The sequence below is a fragment of the Kitasatospora sp. NPDC085879 genome, from assembly GCF_040686255.1.
Lineage (GTDB): Bacteria > Actinomycetota > Actinomycetes > Streptomycetales > Streptomycetaceae > Kitasatospora.
In genome coordinates this window covers 55,066-70,942 of record NZ_JBFBJZ010000006.1, presented here as the reverse complement: position 1 = coordinate 70,942, position 15,877 = coordinate 55,066, and the positions used below count along the sequence as shown (strand labels likewise).

The window sequence follows — 15,877 nt, the reverse complement described above, 5'->3', positions numbered from 1 at the left end:
TGACGTTCGAGAGGTGTCCCATGACGGTCGAGGCACAGCCGGCGCCCCAGCCGGCCGGCACGCAGGACCAGATCCAGCTCAGTCTGAGCACGGCGGCGGCCCGCAACCTCGCCACCACCACCAAGTCCCGGCCGCAGATGCAGGAGATCAGCTCCCGCTGGCTGCTGAAGTCGCTGCCCTGGGTCCAGGTGTCCGGCGGCACCTACCGGGTCAACCGGCGGCTCAGCTACGCCGTCGGCGACGGCCGGCTGACCTTCGTGAAGACCGGCTCACGGGTCCAGGTCGTCCCCGCCGAGCTCGGCGAGCTGCCGCTGCTGCGCGGCTTCGAGGACCCGACCGCGCTCGGCGCGCTGGCCGGCCGCTTCGTCCAGCAGGAGTTCGAGCCCGGCCAGGTCATCGTCGAGCGCGGCCGGCCCGCCGACCACGTCTTCCTGATCGCGCACGGCCGGGTCGAGCAGATCGGCGCCGGCAAGTACGGTGAGGAGACCGTCCTCGGCGTGCTCGCCGACGGCGCCTCCTTCGGCGGCCACGTGCTCGCCGGGCCGGACGGCGACTGGGAGTTCACCGCGAAGGCGGCCACCTCCGTCACCGTGCTGGCCCTGCCGCACCAGGCGTACCAGCTGGTCGCCGCCGAGTACCGGCAGCTGCACGACCACGTGCAGGGCCTGTCCGGCAACGGGCACCGGCCGCAGAACAGCCACGGCGAGGCCGCGATCGCGATGTCCGCGGGCCACGTCGGCGAGCACACGCTGCCCGCCACCTTCGTCGACTACGAGCTCGCGCCCCGCGAGTACGAGCTCTCCGTGGCGCAGACGGTCCTGCGGGTGCACAGCCGGGTCGCCGACCTCTACAACAAGCCGATGAACCAGACGGAGCAGCAGCTCCGGCTGACCATCGAGGCGCTGCGCGAGCGCCAGGAGCACGAGCTCGTCAACAACCCCGAGTTCGGCCTGCTCAACAACACCGACTACGACCAGCGGATCCAGACGCACTCCGGCCCGCCCACCCCGGACGACCTGGACGAGCTGCTCAGCATGCGGCGCCGGACCACGCACCTGTTCGCCCACCCGCGGGCGATCGCCGCCTTCGGCCGCGAGTGCAACCGGCGCGGCCTGTACTTCGGCACCGTCGACGTCGGCGGCCACCACCTGCCGGCCTGGCGCGGTGTGCCGATCCTGCCCTGCGGCAAGATCCCGGTCACCGACGGCCACACCACCTCGATCATCGCGATGCGCGTCGGCGAGGCGGACCAGGGCGTGATCGGCCTCAACCAGACCGGCCTGCCCGACGAGTACGAGCCCGGCCTCAACGTCCGCTTCATGGGCATCGACGACAAGGCCGTCATCTCCTACCTGGTCAGCACCTACTACTCGGCGGCCGTGCTCGTCCCGGACGCGCTCGGACTGCTCGAGAACGTCGAGGTCAACCGGCCGCTCGGCTGAAGGCCTCCCCGCAGTCCGCGACCGAAGGACGGCTGACATGGCATCACCGCTCACCCGGGCCCCCGACGCCCGGGCCACCCACCCGCCGGCGGGCCTGGCGGCCGCCGTGCTGGCCGGCGCGGAGCGCCCCGCGCCGGCCGCGCTCACCTGGTACAGCCCCGGCCCCACCGGCCTCGGCACGGCCGCTGCACGGATCTCTCGGCCGGCGGCCCCCGTCCGGCCGGCCGCGTCCGGCGGGGGCGTCGACGCGGTGGCCGGGGCACCGCCCGGCGCCCGGCGCGAGCACGGCGCGGCCCCGGCCCTCTACTGCCCGCCCGCCCTGCGGGACGACCCGGCGCTCGGCGACCTGGTCAACGGGCGGCTGGTGGAGTGGGCCGAGGAGGTCGGCATCTACCCGGGCCGGCTCGACATGGTCCGCTCGGCGAACTTCGGCCGCCTCATGATGCTCGCCCACCCCGAGACGGACGACCCGGACCGGCTGCTCGCCGCGGCCAAGTGCGGGCTGGCCGAATGGGCGGTGGACGACCACATCGTGGACGGCGAGGTCGAGGAGCCCCGGCACGACCTGATCGGCCGGCGGCTGGCGATCTGCCACTCGGTGATCGACCAGGCCCAGCTCCCGCTGCGCTACGCGCCGCAGCTGGAGGAGGTCGTCCGCAGGGACCCGGTCGCGATGGCGCTGCGCTCCTCGCTGGACGACCTCGCCGCTCACGCCACCACCACACAGGTCCGGCGGCTCCGCCACGAGCTGGCGATCATGTTCGTCGCGTACAACCAGGAAGGCATGTGGCACACCACCGGCCACCGTCCTCCGGTCTGGGAGTACCTGATGCACCGGCACGAGAACAGCTTCGTCCCGTGCATGGTCCTGGTCGACGCCATCGCCGGGTACGAGCTGCCGCAGGCCCAGTTCGCCGACCCGCGGGTGCGGCGCGCCGTCAACCTGGCGGGCACCGCCACGGTGCTGATGAACGACCTCTACTCGATGGGCAAGGAAGATCCCTCGGACTTCAGCCTGCCCATGCTGATCGCCACCGAGGAGCAGTGCTCCCTCGACGAGGCGGTGGAGATCAGCGTCCAGCTCCACGACGAACTCATGCACACCTTCGAGGCCGAGGCCGCCGCGCTCTCCCTCGTCGGCTCCCCCGAACTGCGCCGCTACCTGGCCGGCACCTGGGCGTGGGTCGGCGGAAACCGCGAGTGGCACGCCGGCAGCGCCCGCTACCGGACGGCCTGACCCCCGACCACCACCCAACCCCTACGACGAGGAGCTCAGCCATGACCACCACCACCCCGCCCAACGTCCTGCGCACGGCCTTCCAGCGGTCGGTCGCCAACTACTGGAACGCCGAGCGGGATCCGGTCAACCTGCGGCTCGGCGAGATCGACGACCTCTACCACCACCACTACGGCCTCGGCGCGTACGACCCCTCGGTGCTGGCGGGCCCGGAGGACACCCGCGACGAGCGGATCATCGCGGAGCTGCACCGCCTGGAGACCGCCCAGGCCGATGTGCTCCTCGACCACCTGGGCGCGGTCGCGCCGGCCGACCGGCTGCTGGACGCCGGCTCCGGACGCGGCGGCAGCAGCATCATGGCCAACCGGCGCTTCGGCTGCGAGGTCGACGGCGTCTCCATCTCCGAGTACCAGGTCGACTTCGCCAACGAGCAGGCCCGGAGCCGCGGCGTGGCCGACAAGGTCCGCTTCCACTTCCGCAACATGCTCGACACCGGCCTGGAGACCGCCTCCCGCCGGGCGGTGTGGACCAACGAGACGACCATGTACGTCGACCTCGTCGAGGCCTTCGCCGAGTTCTCCCGGGTGCTGGTACCCGGCGGCCGCTACGTCTGCATCACCGGCTGCTCCAACGACGTCATGGGCCTGCGCTCCAAGGCGGTCAGCCGGATCGACGAGCACTACACCTGCAACATCCACCCGCGCAGCCAGTACTTCAAGGCGCTGGCCGCCAACAACCTGGTGCCGATCAACGTGGTCGACCTGACCGCCGACACCATCCCGTACTGGGAGCTGCGGGCCGAGTCCTCGGTGGCGACCGGCATCGAGGACCCGTTCCTGACCGCCTACAAGGAGGGCAGCTTCCACTACCTGCTGATCGTGGCCGACAAGATCTGAGGCCCGTTCAGGCCCGTTCGGTCCGCGCGGGCGCCCGCAGCAGCTGCAGCGAGCGCCCGCCCAGCAGCACGCTGCCCGGCGCCGGGTGGTGCGGCCCCGGCCCGTCCGCCGGGGCGGCGGTGTCCACCTCCGTCTCGTAGGAGTCCGCCCAGGGCGCGCCGGGCAGCGCGAACGGGACGGGCTCGGCCCCGGCGTTCACCAGCAGCAGGAAGCTGTCGTCGGACAGCGGCCGGCCCCGCTGGTCGCGCTCGGCCATCGCGCTGCCGGAGAGCAGCATGCCGAGCACGGCGGTCGGCGCGAACCAGTCCGCCTCGGTCATCTGCTCGCCGCGCGGGGTGAACCAGGCCAGGTCGCGCTGGCCGCCGGGCACCGTCTCCCGGCCGGAGAAGAACGCCCGCTGACGCAGCACCGGGTGGGCGCGGCGCAGCCGGACCAGCCGGGCGACCAGGTCGGTGAGCGAGGCCCACTCGGGGTCGTCCAGCAGCGACCAGTCCAGCCAGCTCGTCCCGTTGTCCTGGCAGTAGGCGTTGTTGTTGCCGTGCTGGGTGCGGCCGAGCTCGTCACCGGCGGTGAGCATCGGCACGCCGCTGGAGAGCAGCAGGGTGGCGAGCAGGTTGCGCAGCTGGCGGCCGCGCAGCGCGCGCACCGCCCGGTCGTCCGTCTCGCCCTCCGCGCCGTGGTTCCAGGACCGGTTGTCGTCGGTGCCGTCCCGGTTCTGCTCGCCGTTGGCCTCGTTGTGCTTGCGGTTGTAGGAGACCAGGTCGCGCAGGGTGAAGCCGTCGTGCGCGGTGACGAAGTTGACCGAGGCGTACGGGCGGCGGCCGCCGCGCTGGTAGAGGTCGGAGGAGCCGGAGAGCCGGTAGCCGAGCTCCCGGACGTCCGGTCTGGCGCCGCGCCAGAAGTCGCGGACGGTGTCGCGGTACTTGTCGTTCCACTCGGCCCACAGCGGCGGGAAGCCGCCGACCTGGTAGCCGCCCGGCCCGACGTCCCACGGTTCGGCGATCAGCTTGACCCGGCTGAGCACCGGGTCCTGGGAGACCGCGGCGAGGAAGGGGTGGTGCATCTCCACCCCGTCGCTGCCGCGGGCCAGTGCGGCGGCCAGGTCGAAGCGGAAGCCGTCCACGCCCATCTCGCCGACCCAGTACCGCAGCGAGTCGGTGATCAGCCGGACCACCTGCGGCTGCCGGGTGTCCAGGGTGTTTCCGCAGCCGGTGTAGTCGGCGTAGCCGCGGCGGCTGCGGTCCAGCCGGTAGTAGCCGCCGTTGTCGATGCCGCGCAGCGACAGCGCCGGGCCCATCACCCCGGACTCGGCGGTGTGGTTGTAGACCACGTCGAGGATCACCTCGATGCCGGCCGCGTGCAGCGCCCGCACCATCCGCTTGAACTCGCCGACCTGGCCGCCGCGGCTGCCGGCGGCGGAGTAGCCGGCGTGCGGGGCGAAGAAGCCGAGCGTGTTGTAGCCCCAGTAGTTGGTCAGGCCGCGGGCCTGCAGGTGGTCCTCGCTGACGTGGTGGTGGACGGGCAGCAGCTCCACCGCGGTGACGCCGAGCCGGGTCAGGTGGGCGATCGCCGCCGGGTGGGCGAGGCCCGCGTAGGTGCCGCGCAGCTCCGGCGGCACGTCCGGGTGGCTCATCGTGAAGCCGCGCACGTGCACCTCGTACAGCACGGTCTCGGCCCACGGGGTCTTCGGCCGCTGGTCGTCGTACCAGTCGTCGTCGTCGTGCACGACGACGGCCTTGGGCACGTACGGCGCCGAGTCCCGGTTGTCGCGGACGGTGTCGGCGACGTCCGGCTCGGGCCAGCCGCGGACGGCGGTGCAGGTGGCGTCGTGGCTGGTGAAGTCGCCGTCGATCGCCCGCGCGTACGGGTCGAGGAGCAGCTTGGCCGGGTTCCAGCGGGCGCCCGTCCACGGGTCCCAGCGGCCGTGCACCCGGTAGCCGTAGCGGGTGCCGGGCAGCACGCCGGGCAGGTAGCCGTGCCAGGTCTGGAAGGTCTGCTCGGTGAGCCGGTGCCGGGTCTCGGTGCCGTCCTCGGCGAACAGGCAGAGGTCGACGGCCTCGGCGCCGGCCGCCCAGAGCGCGAAGTTGGTGCCGCAGCCGCCGTCCGGGGCGGTGCGGAAGCGGGCGCCGAGCGGCTGCCAGCTGCCCGGCCACGGTTCGGCGGGCGGCGCCGGCTGCGGGGCGGGGGTGCGTCCGGGCCCGGCCGCGGGTGGGCGGCCGCTCTCCCGGCGCGTGCTCCGTGCCAGCTCCTGCCACGCCGTCATCGCCGCACCCTCCCTGCGCGGGGGTCCCGTACCCGCTCTCCAGTTGTTCCCTGATCCTGCGCAGGTGTCACGTGGCCGATCGTGTTGTGACGCTGGGTGAACGACAGGGCGACCGCCGGGTGGCGCGCCGGCTCGTGTCCGGCGCCCCGCGGCCTCGTTTGACCGGGTGCCGGGCGCCCTGGGCGCGACGGCGCACGGGCGGACGACAGGGGGACCTCATGCTGGCGGTGGCACGGCGCTGGGCGGTGCGGGCGGCCGCGGCGGGGCTCGCGCTGCTGGCCGGGTGCACCGGCGGTCCGGTGCCGGGTGGCGACGGCGGCCCGGCGGGCCGGCCGCGGATCTCCCGCGCGGTGATCGCGGCGATGCCCGCCGACGGAGCCCAGGAGGTGCACTCCGACGCCGAGGTGGCCGTCACCGTCGCCGGGGGGCGGCTGCTGTCGGTGCGTCTGGCGGACGACCGCGGGGTGACGGTGCCCGGCCGGACCGCCCCCGACGGCACCCGCTGGACGCCGGAGGAACAGCTCTCCCCGGCCACCCCGTACACCGTCGACGCGGTCGCCCAGGACGCGGACGGGCTGCGCGCCGACCACCACTCCGGCTTCGTGACGGCCGGTCCGGCGCACACGGTGGCCGCCTTCGTCACACCGGAGGACGGCGCGCTGGTCGGGGTGGGCATGCCGGTCTCGCTGCGCTTCACCCGGCCGGTCGCGGACCGTGCGGCGGCCGAGCGGGCGGTCGAGGTGGTGGCCGATCCGCCGGTGCCGCTCGCCGCGCACTGGTTCGGCAACCGGCGCCTCGACGTCCGGCCGCAGTCGTACTGGGCGCCGGGCACCCGGGTCACCGTCAGCCTGCGGCTGAAGGACGTGGAACTGGCGCCCGGCGAGTACGGCACCCAGGCCAAGGAGGTGGCCTTCACCGTCGGTCGGGCCCGGATCTCCACCGTCGACCTGGCGAGCAGCACCCTGACGGTGCGCGAGGACGGCGAGCCGGTGCGCACCCTGAAGGTCACCGCGGGCGGGCCGCAACACCCCACCTACCGGGGTGTCCTGGTGGTCTCGGAGAAGTTCGAGGAGACCCGGATGAACGCCCGGACGGTCGGCCTCGGCGACGAGTACGACATCAAGGACGTCCCGCACGCGATGCGGCTGACCGACTCCGGCACCTTCGTGCACGGCAACTACTGGGCGGACGAGGCGGTGTTCGGCACGGCCAACACCAGCCACGGCTGCATCGGGATCGCCGATCGGCAGGGCGGCGACGCCGACTCCCCGGCCGGCTGGCTCTTCGAGCACACCCTGGTCGGCGACGTGCTGGAGGTGCGCGGCGACACCGGCGCGGTGGTCCAGCCGTCCAACGGCCTGAACGGCTGGAACATGCCCTGGGCGGCCTGGCTGAAGGGCAGTGCGCTGGGTCCGGCGGCGCGCTGACCGCGTGCCGCGCTTCACCGAACCGGCACCCCCCTCCTGCGGAAGATTCACTCATCCGGGGCAGTTATCCTTGCGTGCCGCGCAGGCCCGGGACCGTTCCGCGCCGGTGCCGCGCGGAAGAAGTCCGAACCCGGTGAAACCGACCCGGGCGGGGGCGCGTGTATTCACCGTGGATACCGGGAGGGGAGCAACCGAGTGAAGCCGGTTCAGGCGGCCGAGGCCGCGATAGTCAGAGGTGCGGCCGCGTCCGGCCGCACCGGTCGTACCGCCCGCACCGCGGCCGTGGCGCTGGCCATGGGCGGCGTGCTGCTGTTCACCGCCGCCTGCAACGACGGCGGCTCGGGCGGCTCGGGGGGTTCCGGCGGCCCGGCCGCGAACGCGGCGGGCGCCTCCGGCGACTCGACCACGCAGGCTGCGCCGAAGACCTCCGCCGCGGTGCTCGGCGTCAGCGCCAAGGACGGCGCCACCGACGTCGCCCTGAACGGGCTGACGGTGACGGTGGCCAGCGGCAAGCTCACCTCCGTCGAGGTGAAGGACAAGAACGACAAGCCGGTCGAGGGCGCCATCGCCGCCGACGGCCTCAGCTGGAAGCCGAGCGCCGGGCTCCAGCCGGGCATGGCCTACACCGTCAACGCGCAGGCCAAGGACGACGCGGGCCTGCCGGCCGCGATCTCCTCCGGCTTCACCACGCTGACGCCGGCGAAGAAGGTCAGCACCAACGACAACATCGCCGACAACGCCACCTACGGCGTCGGCATGATCGTCTCGGTCTCCTTCAACAAGGACGTCAAGAACAAGGACGCCGTCGTCAAGGGCATCACCTTCGAGACCAGCAACGGCACCGCGGTCAAGGGCCACTGGTTCGGCTCCCGCCGCCTGGACTTCCGCCCGGCGGAGTACTGGAAGCCCGGCACCAAGGTGACCGTCAAGTACCGGCTGAAGAGCGTCGAGGTCGCCCCCGGCATCTACGGGGACATCGACCGCGACGAGCCGTTCACCATCGGCCGCTACCAGGTCAGCACGGTCGACGCCGCCAAGCACATGATGACGGTGGCGAGCGGCGACGGCTCCGCCAAGAGCATCCCGATCACCGCGGGCAACGACCAGAACCCGTCCTGGAACGGCACCATGGTCATCTCCAGCAAGGAGAAGGTGACCCGGATGAACTCGGCCACCGTGGCCAACGTCAAGGGCGACGAGTACGACGTCCCGGACGTGCCGCACGCGATGCGCCTCACCACCACGGGCACCTACCTGCACGGCAACTACTGGGGCAACGCCTTCGGCAAGTCCAACGCCAGCCACGGCTGCGTCGGCCTGCGCGACGTCAAGGGCGGCAGCGAGTCCTCCTCGGCCGGCACCTTCTTCAACAGCTCGCTGGTCGGCGACGTAGTGAAGATCGTCAACTCCAAGGGCCGCACGGTCTCCCCGGACAACGGCCTCAGCGGCTGGACGCTCTCCTGGAGCGCCTGGTAGACCCACAGCCCTCCCGGCACTCCGCCGACGGCCCGGCCGCTCCCCGTGAGCGGTCGGGCCGTTGCGGCTTCGTGACCGGATCGTCGCCCCGCGGGCCGAAACCCGGGCCCCTCCCGGAGCGTGTAAGGGGTGGGTGCCGCGCCGGGGAGTGCGCGGCGGTACGGAGGGGGGCCGACATGGCGTCGGTGCGCAGAGGTCTGACGGCGGGGGCGCTCGGGGGAGTGCTGGTCCTTGCGGCGGCGGCCTGCAGTTCGTCCGGGGCGGCGCCGGGGGCCGCGGCCCCGGGGGCGGGCACCACGGCGGCGAAGGCGAAGCCCGCCGTGCCGGCGGCGGTGGTGGGCATCGAGCCGAAGAACGGCGCCGTGGACGTCAAGCCGTCCGGCGCGGTCAAGGTCACCGCGTCCGGCGGGAAGCTGACGGCCGTCAAGGTGACCGGCCGGGACGGCCGGGAGGTGCCAGGCACCCTCGCCGCGGACGGACTGAGCTGGACGCCCGCCGCCGCGCTGGCCGTCTCCGAGCAGTACCGGGTGACGGCGCAGGCCGCCGACCCGGCCGGCGGGGTGACCACCGCCGAGAGCGGCTTCACCACGCTCACCCCGGCGAAGAAGATCGGCTCCTGGGACAACACCGAGGACCGGCAGACCTACGGCGTCGGCATGATCGTCTCGCTGCACTTCAAGAAGGCGGTGGAGAACCGGGCCGAGGTCGAGAAGGCCGTCGTCTTCGAGACCTCCGACGGCACCGCGGTGAAGCCGCACTGGTTCGGTGACGACCGGGTCGACTTCCGGCCGGCCGAGTTCTGGAAGCCCGGCACCGAGGTGACCGTCAGGTACCGGCTGAAGAGCGCCGAGTTGGCCCCCGGCGTGTACGGCGACACCGACCGCGACGAGCACTTCACGGTCGGCCGCTCCCGGGTGAGCACCGCCGACGTCGCCACCCACCGGATGACCGTGGTGGAGAACGGGAAGACGGTCGACACCCTCAAGTTCACCGCGGGCAAGCCCGGCTTCGACAGCTGGAACGGCACCATGGTGATCGAGGAGATGGCCCGCCGGACGAGGATGTCCTCGCAGGGCGTCAGCGGCGTCAAGGCCGGCGACGAGTACGACCTGGACGACGTGCCGCACGCGATGCGGCTCACCGACACCGGCACCTACGTGCACGGCAACTCCTGGGCCCTCGGCGCGATGGGCCGCTCCAACGCCAGCCACGGCTGCATCGGCATCGCCGACACCCGCTACGGCAGCGACGGCACCGACGCCGGCCGCTTCTACGACGCGTCAATGATCGGCGACGTCGTCACCGTGGTGAATTCCAAGGGCGAGCACGTCTCCGGGGAGAACGGCCTGAGCGGCTGGAACCTGGCCTGGACCGCCTGGTAGGCCCGCAGGCGTGCCGCTGTCATATGTCCGGACGCCGTGATCGTTTGCTCATTGTCCGTGCGCGCCCGCATGCGTTCCGCAATGATGGGCGCCATGGCGGGATGGCGTGAGTCGGGCGAGGCGTCGAATCGGGTGCTCGGCACGGCCGGTGACGATGCGTCGGACGGCCGCGGCCTTGCGCTCGCGGCCCTGGAACGGCTCACTCCGCGCGAGCTGGAGCAGGCGGCCTTCGAGCTGCTGCGCGACCCGGCGGCCGAGGAGGAGGTGCGGCTGCCGTCGCGCCCCGAGTCGGCCGGGATCGCCCGCCGCCTGGTGGCCGCCGTGCTCCGTTCCTGGGAGCTGGCGCAGGCGCAGGAGTCCGGCGAGCTGCTGGCCGGCGAGCTGGTCGCCAACGCCGTCCGGCACGCCGGGGGGCGCACCGTCGGCCTTCGGATGGGGCGCCGCCAGGGCTGGGTGCGGATCGAGGTCCGGGACTCCTCACGGGCGCTGCCCTGCATGATCGTGGCGGCCGAGCGCGGCGGCGCGGAGAACGGCCACGGGCTGGTGCTGGTGGACGCGGTGTCGGACCGCTGGGGCGCCGACCTGCTGCCGCGCGGCAAGTCCGTCTGGTGCGAGCTGCGGGTCCGCGAGCGCACCGCCTGAGCCCACCCGGCCCCGGAAGCGAGCAGGGCCCCCGTGTCCGCTCGGTGTGCGGTGTCGGGGGCCCGTGCGCGTCACCGCGCGGCCAAGGGGGTGCGCGCCCGCGGTGGAACGGCCGAACCGGGTCGGTGGAGGCCGTGGAATGCCTCTACTGTCGCATGACGGGACCGGTCTGGACAAATCGATCCAAAGGTGCAGGCCGCCCGCAACCTTCGAAGGCTCCGTTGTTCAACTCGGCGACCTCTGAATGCTTGCCGTAAGCCGCGGTCGGGCCGTGGCCCTCGTCAGCACTCGATGACGTTGACCGCGAGGCCGCCGCGCGAGGTCTCCTTGTACTTGATCTTCATGTCGGCGCCCGTCTCCTTCATGGTCTTGATCGCCTTGTCGAGGGAGACGTGGTGCCGGCCGTCGCCGCGCAGCGCCATCCGGGCCGCGGTGACGGCCTTCACGGAGGCCATGCCGTTCCGCTCGATGCAGGGGATCTGGACCAGGCCGCCGACCGGGTCGCAGGTGAGGCCGAGGTTGTGCTCGATGCCGATCTCCGCGGCGTTCTCCACCTGCTCGGGGCTGCCGCCGAGCACCTCGGCCAGGCCGCCCGCCGCCATCGAGCAGGCCGAGCCGACCTCGCCCTGGCAGCCGACCTCGGCGCCGGAGATGGAGGCGTTCTCCTTGAAGAGCATGCCGATCGCACCGGCCGCCAGCAGGAACCGGACGATGCCCTCGTCGTCCGCGCCCGGCACGAAGTTCAGGTAGTAGTGCAGCACGGCCGGGACGATGCCCGCGGCGCCGTTGGTGGGCGCGGTGACCACCCGGCGGCCGGAGGCGTTCTCCTCGTTCACCGCCATCGCGTAGAGGGTCACCCACTCCATCGCGTTGGCCGGGCCGATGCCCTCGGCGCGCAGCGCCCGGGCGCCGGACGCGGCCCGGCGGCGCACCTTGAGCCCGCCGGGCAGGATGCCCTCGCGGCCCATGCCGGCCGCCACGCACTCCTGCATGACGTGCCAGATCTCCAGCAGCCCGGTCCGGATCTCGGCCTCGCTGCGCCAGGCCTTCTCGTTCTCCAGCATCAGGCCGGAGATGGACAGGCCGGTCTCGCGGGTGAGCCGCAGCAGCTCCTCGCCGGTGCGGAAGGGGTAGCGCAGCACGGTGTCGTCCGGCTTGACCCGGTCGGCGCCTATCGCGTCCTCGTCGACGACGAAGCCGCCGCCGACCGAGTAGTAGGTCTTCTCCAGGACGGGGGCGCCGGTCTCGTCGTACGCGGCGAGGGTCATGCCGTTGGCGTGGTACGGCAGCGACCGGCGGCGGTGCAGCACCAGCTGGGCCGCCGGGTCGAAGGCGATCTCGTGCTGGACGTCCTTGTCCTGGGCGAGCAGTCGCAGCCGCTTCTCGCGGTGGATGCGCTCGACGTCGAGGTCGGCCTGGTCGACGTCCACGGTGCGCGGGGAGTTGCCCTCCAGGCCGAGCAGGACGGCCTTGGGGGTGCCGTGGCCGTGGCCGGTGGCGCCGAGCGATCCGAACAGTTCGGCCCGGACGGAGGCGGTGCGGGTCAGCAGCCCCTCGGAGTGCAGGCGGCGGGCGAACATCCGGGCCGCGCGCATCGGGCCCACGGTGTGCGAGCTGGAGGGCCCGATGCCGACGGAGAAGAGGTCGAAGACGCTGATGGCCACGGGGGACGTCCTTGTCTGGTCTCGTGGAAGGACTTGCGGGGTGACACGGGACGGGGCACCGCGCGCACTGTCCAGTGTGCGCGGTGCCCCGGAATTCCTGGCGTCCGGCCGGGGTGAGGCCGGTCACCGGGGGACGAACTGCTTACCGCGGGGTGCGGGTCACAGCTCGGGGTAGAGCGGGTACTTCGCGGCGAGCGCGGTCACCCGGGCCTTGAGCGCGGTGGCCTTGGCCTCGTCGAAGCCCGGCAGCAGGGCCTCGGCGATGACGTCGGCGACCTCGCGGAAGTCGTCCGCCAGGAAGCCGCGGGTGGCCAGCGCCGGGGTGCCGATGCGCAGGCCGGAGGTGACCATCGGCGGGCGCGGGTCGTTCGGGACAGCGTTGCGGTTGACCGTGATGCCGACCTCGTGCAGGCGGTCCTCGGCGTCCTGGCCGTTGAGCTCGCTGTTGCGCAGGTCCACCAGGACGAGGTGCACGTCGGTGCCGCCGGAGAGCACGGAGACGCCGGCGTCCACGGTGTCCTGGCGGAGCAGGCGCTCGGCGAGGATCTTCGCGCCCTCCAGGGTGCGGCGCTGGCGGTCCTTGAACTCCTCCGAGGCGGCGACCTTGAAGGCCACGGCCTTGGCGGCGATCACGTGCTCCAGCGGGCCGCCCTGCTGGCCGGGGAAGACCGCGGAGTTGATCTTCTTGGCCCACTGCTCCTTGCAGAGGATGACGCCGCCGCGCGGGCCACCCAGGGTCTTGTGCGTGGTGGTGGTGACCACGTCCGCGTACGGCACCGGCGAGGGGTGCAGGCCCGCGGCGACCAGGCCGGCGAAGTGCGCCATGTCGACCATGAGCAGGGCGCCGACCTCGTCCGCGATGCGGCGGAACTCGGCGAAGTCCAGCTGGCGCGGGTAGGCGGACCAGCCGGCGATGATCAGCTTGGGCTGGTGCTCCTTGGCGAGGCGCTCGACCTCGGCCATGTCGACCTGGCCGGTCTTCTCGTCCACGTGGTACGCGGCCACGTTGTAGAGCTTGCCGGAGAAGTTGATCTTCATGCCGTGGGTGAGGTGGCCGCCGTGCGCCAGGCTCAGGCCCAGGATGGTGTCACCCGGCTGGATCAGCGCGAACATCGCCGCGGCGTTCGCCTGCGCGCCGGAGTGCGGCTGCACGTTGGCGTGCTCGGCCCCGAACAGCGCCTTCACCCGGTCGATGGCGATCTGCTCGGCGACGTCGACGTGCTCGCAGCCGCCGTAGTAGCGCTTGCCGGGGTAGCCCTCGGCGTACTTGTTGGTCAGGACCGAACCCTGGGCCTCCATGACCGCCACCGGGGCGAAGTTCTCGGAGGCGATCATTTCGAGGGTGGTCTGCTGGCGGTGCAGCTCGGCGTCGACCGCGGCCGCGATCTCCGGGTCGAGCGCGTGCAGGGACTGGTTCAGAACCGTCATGAGGTGGGGTCTCCCCGTCGAGCGAAGGGCTGGGGCGGGGCGGCCGCAGCGCTGCGGCCGCCCCGAGGAGCGGGCGGTCAGCCGCCGATGAACGCGGTGTACGCCTCGGCGTCGAGCAGCTCGTCGGTGGCCTCGACGCGGACCTTGAACAGCCAGCCATCCTCGAACGGGGAGCTGTTCACCAGCGCGTTGTCGTCGAGGACGGCCTGGTTGACCTCCACGACCTCGCCGGTGACGGGCGAGAACAGGTCGCTGACCGACTTGGTGGACTCGAGCTCGCCACAGGTCTCACCGGCGGTGACGGTGTCACCGACCTCCGGGAGCTGGACGTAGACGATGTCACCGAGGGCGTCGGCCGCGTGCGCGGTGATGCCGACCGTCGACACCCCGTCCTCGGCGGCGGTCAGCCACTCGTGCTCCTTGGTGTAGTGCAGGTGCGTGGGGTTGCTCATGGCGTCATTCTCCAGGATCGCAAGAGAGAGGGGCGCGGCCGTCCGCTGAGCGGACCGCTGGGAAAAGGGCGTGAGAAGAGGATTCTGGGGCGTTCAGCGGGCGCGCTTGTAGAACGGCAGCGCCACGACCTCGACCGGCTCGGCCTTGCCGCGCACGTCGACCGCGACGGCGGTGCCCGGCTCGGCGTGCGCCGCGTCCAGGTAGGCGATGGCGATCGGCTTCCCGAGGGTGGGGGAGGGCGCGCCCGAGGTGATCCGGCCGATCGGGTTGCCCCCGGCGTCGACCACCGCGTACTCGGCGCGCGGCACCCGCTTGCCCTCGGACACCAGGCCGACCAGCTTGCGCGGCGGCGCGGACTCGGCCTCGGCGGCCGCCTGCTCCAGCGCCTTGCGGCCCACGAAGGCGCCCTCGTTGGTGGTCTTGTCGAAGCGGACCACCCGGCCGAGGCCGGCGTCGAACGGGGTCAGGTCGGTGGACAGCTCGTGGCCGTACAGCGGCATGCCCGCCTCCAGGCGCAGCGTGTCGCGGCAGGACAGGCCGCAGGGCACCAGGCCCTTGTCCGCGCCGGCCTCGGTCAGTGCCTGCCACAGGTGCTCGGCGTCGGCCGGGGCGCAGAAGACCTCGAAGCCGTCCTCGCCGGTGTAGCCGGTGCGGGCCAGCCAGACCTGCCGGCCGGCGACGGTGGCGGGCAGCAGCGCGTAGTACTTCAGGCCGGGCAGGTCGGCGTCGGTGAGGGAGGCGAGGATGCCGTTGGCCTCCGGGCCCTGGACGGCGATCAGCGCGTAGGCGTCGCGGTCGTCGCGGACGACCGCGTCGAAGCCGGCGGCGCGCTCGGTCAGCGCGTCCAGCACGACCTGGGCGTTGGAGGCGTTGGCGACCACCATGTACTCGTCCTCCGCGGTGCGGTAGACGATCAGGTCGTCGAGGATGCCGCCGTCCTCGCGGCAGATCATCGTGTAGCGGGCGCGCAGCACGCCCAGCGCCGAGATGAAGCCGACCAGCGCGTGGTCCAGCATCTCGCCGGCCTGCGGGCCGGAGACGGTGAGCTCGCCCATGTGCGAGAGGTCGAACAGGCCCGCCTTCGTGCGGACGGCGAGGTGCTCCTCGCGCTCGCTGCCGTAGCGCAGCGGCATGTCCCAGCCGGCGAAGTCGGTCATGGTGGCACCGAGCGAGCGGTGCAGCGCGTCGAGCGCGGTGAGGCGGAGGGACATGACGGCAGGACTCCTTGGCTGCAGGCAGACGCATGGGCGACCCTCCCGCCCGGAAGAGGGCAGGGTGGGCTGGTGGAGTCTCCCCGTCTGTCGTCAACAACCTGAGAGCTTCACCGCCACCCCAAGGATGGCGGCTTGCACCGTGGGTGGGCGCACGGCGCGGCCGTGTCCACTTTCCAGATGTGCCTCGCCCGTGCGGTATGGGTGCCTGAGAGATTCCGGGGAGGACTTGCTCCTTCGGCGCCGGCCTCGCCCCTGGGGGCGTTCCGGACTCTCCCGCGCGGGTTCGAGCGGCCAGTATGAACTTGTCGGAGGGTCGAGCGCGCTCATCATGGCATGCCGCCGGGCCTGATGGG

The 15,877-nt window shown here is 72.6% G+C and carries 12 protein-coding genes and 1 riboswitch; of the genes, 7 read left to right on the top strand and 5 right to left on the bottom strand.

All coding sequences use genetic code 11. The features are described 5' to 3' along the window. Positions 1 to 20: 20 nt before the first annotated feature. The 3 genes from AB0P35_RS06880 to AB0P35_RS06870 are packed head-to-tail and all read left to right on the top strand — an operon-like array spanning position 21 to position 3,575. Complete coding sequence (locus tag AB0P35_RS06880; protein ID WP_363507489.1) at positions 21 to 1,442, top strand: family 2B encapsulin nanocompartment shell protein; 1,422 nt, start codon at positions 21 to 23, stop codon at positions 1,440 to 1,442. A gap of 37 nt (positions 1,443 to 1,479) precedes the next feature. Next, positions 1,480 to 2,679: a family 2 encapsulin nanocompartment cargo protein terpene cyclase gene (locus AB0P35_RS06875; RefSeq protein WP_363507486.1), complete on the top strand. Its 1,200-nt coding sequence runs from the start codon at positions 1,480 to 1,482 to the stop codon at positions 2,677 to 2,679. Between the two features lie 41 nt (positions 2,680 to 2,720). After that, positions 2,721 to 3,575: a geranyl diphosphate 2-C-methyltransferase gene (locus AB0P35_RS06870; RefSeq protein ID WP_095873097.1), complete on the top strand. Its 855-nt coding sequence runs from the start codon at positions 2,721 to 2,723 to the stop codon at positions 3,573 to 3,575. A gap of 7 nt (positions 3,576 to 3,582) precedes the next feature. Here AB0P35_RS06870 and glgX read toward each other — a convergent pair whose 3' ends face one another. Then, complete coding sequence (glgX, locus tag AB0P35_RS06865; RefSeq protein ID WP_363507483.1) at positions 3,583 to 5,838, bottom strand: glycogen debranching protein GlgX; 2,256 nt, start codon at positions 5,836 to 5,838, stop codon at positions 3,583 to 3,585. Positions 5,839 to 6,056: 218 nt separating this feature from the next. On the opposite strand from glgX, the gene AB0P35_RS06860 reads away from it, so the two are divergent. The 4 genes from AB0P35_RS06860 to AB0P35_RS06845 all read left to right on the top strand — a co-directional run bounded on the left by AB0P35_RS06860 (position 6,057) and on the right by AB0P35_RS06845 (position 10,765). Continuing rightward, positions 6,057 to 7,265, top strand: a complete 1,209-nt coding sequence (locus AB0P35_RS06860; RefSeq protein ID WP_363507480.1) for an Ig-like domain-containing protein — start codon at positions 6,057 to 6,059, stop codon at positions 7,263 to 7,265. A 195-nt stretch (positions 7,266 to 7,460) separates the two neighbouring features. After that, positions 7,461 to 8,741 carry an Ig-like domain-containing protein gene (locus tag AB0P35_RS06855; protein WP_257019045.1) on the top strand — a complete coding sequence of 427 codons (1,281 nt, stop codon included), beginning with the start codon at positions 7,461 to 7,463 and terminating at the stop codon, positions 8,739 to 8,741. A gap of 176 nt (positions 8,742 to 8,917) precedes the next feature. After that, a complete protein-coding gene (locus AB0P35_RS06850) occupies positions 8,918 to 10,123 on the top strand; it encodes an Ig-like domain-containing protein (RefSeq protein WP_363507477.1) in 1,206 nt (401 codons plus the stop codon). Positions 10,124 to 10,216: 93 nt separating this feature from the next. Beyond that, a complete protein-coding gene (locus AB0P35_RS06845; RefSeq protein WP_363507474.1) occupies positions 10,217 to 10,765 on the top strand; it encodes an ATP-binding protein in 549 nt (182 codons plus the stop codon). A gap of 281 nt (positions 10,766 to 11,046) precedes the next feature. Here AB0P35_RS06845 and AB0P35_RS06840 read toward each other — a convergent pair whose 3' ends face one another. The 4 genes from AB0P35_RS06840 to gcvT form a co-directional block, all read right to left on the bottom strand. Further along, entirely contained in the window at positions 11,047 to 12,429 is a 1,383-nt protein-coding gene (locus AB0P35_RS06840) for an L-serine ammonia-lyase (RefSeq protein ID WP_363507471.1), read from the bottom strand. A 159-nt stretch (positions 12,430 to 12,588) separates the two neighbouring features. Beyond that, complete coding sequence (gene glyA / locus AB0P35_RS06835; RefSeq protein ID WP_363507468.1) at positions 12,589 to 13,857, bottom strand: serine hydroxymethyltransferase; 1,269 nt, start codon at positions 13,855 to 13,857, stop codon at positions 12,589 to 12,591. 77 nt (positions 13,858 to 13,934) lie between these two features. After that, on the bottom strand, positions 13,935 to 14,309 hold the full coding sequence (gcvH, locus tag AB0P35_RS06830) for a glycine cleavage system protein GcvH (RefSeq protein WP_095873090.1): 375 nt from the start codon (positions 14,307 to 14,309) through the stop codon (positions 13,935 to 13,937). Between the two features lie 93 nt (positions 14,310 to 14,402). Next, positions 14,403 to 15,521, bottom strand: coding sequence for a glycine cleavage system aminomethyltransferase GcvT (gene gcvT, locus AB0P35_RS06825; protein WP_363507465.1), 1,119 nt, complete (start codon positions 15,519 to 15,521; stop codon positions 14,403 to 14,405). Positions 15,522 to 15,707: 186 nt separating this feature from the next. Beyond that, positions 15,708 to 15,810, bottom strand: a riboswitch (glycine riboswitch). Between the last annotated feature and the right edge of the window lie 67 nt (positions 15,811 to 15,877).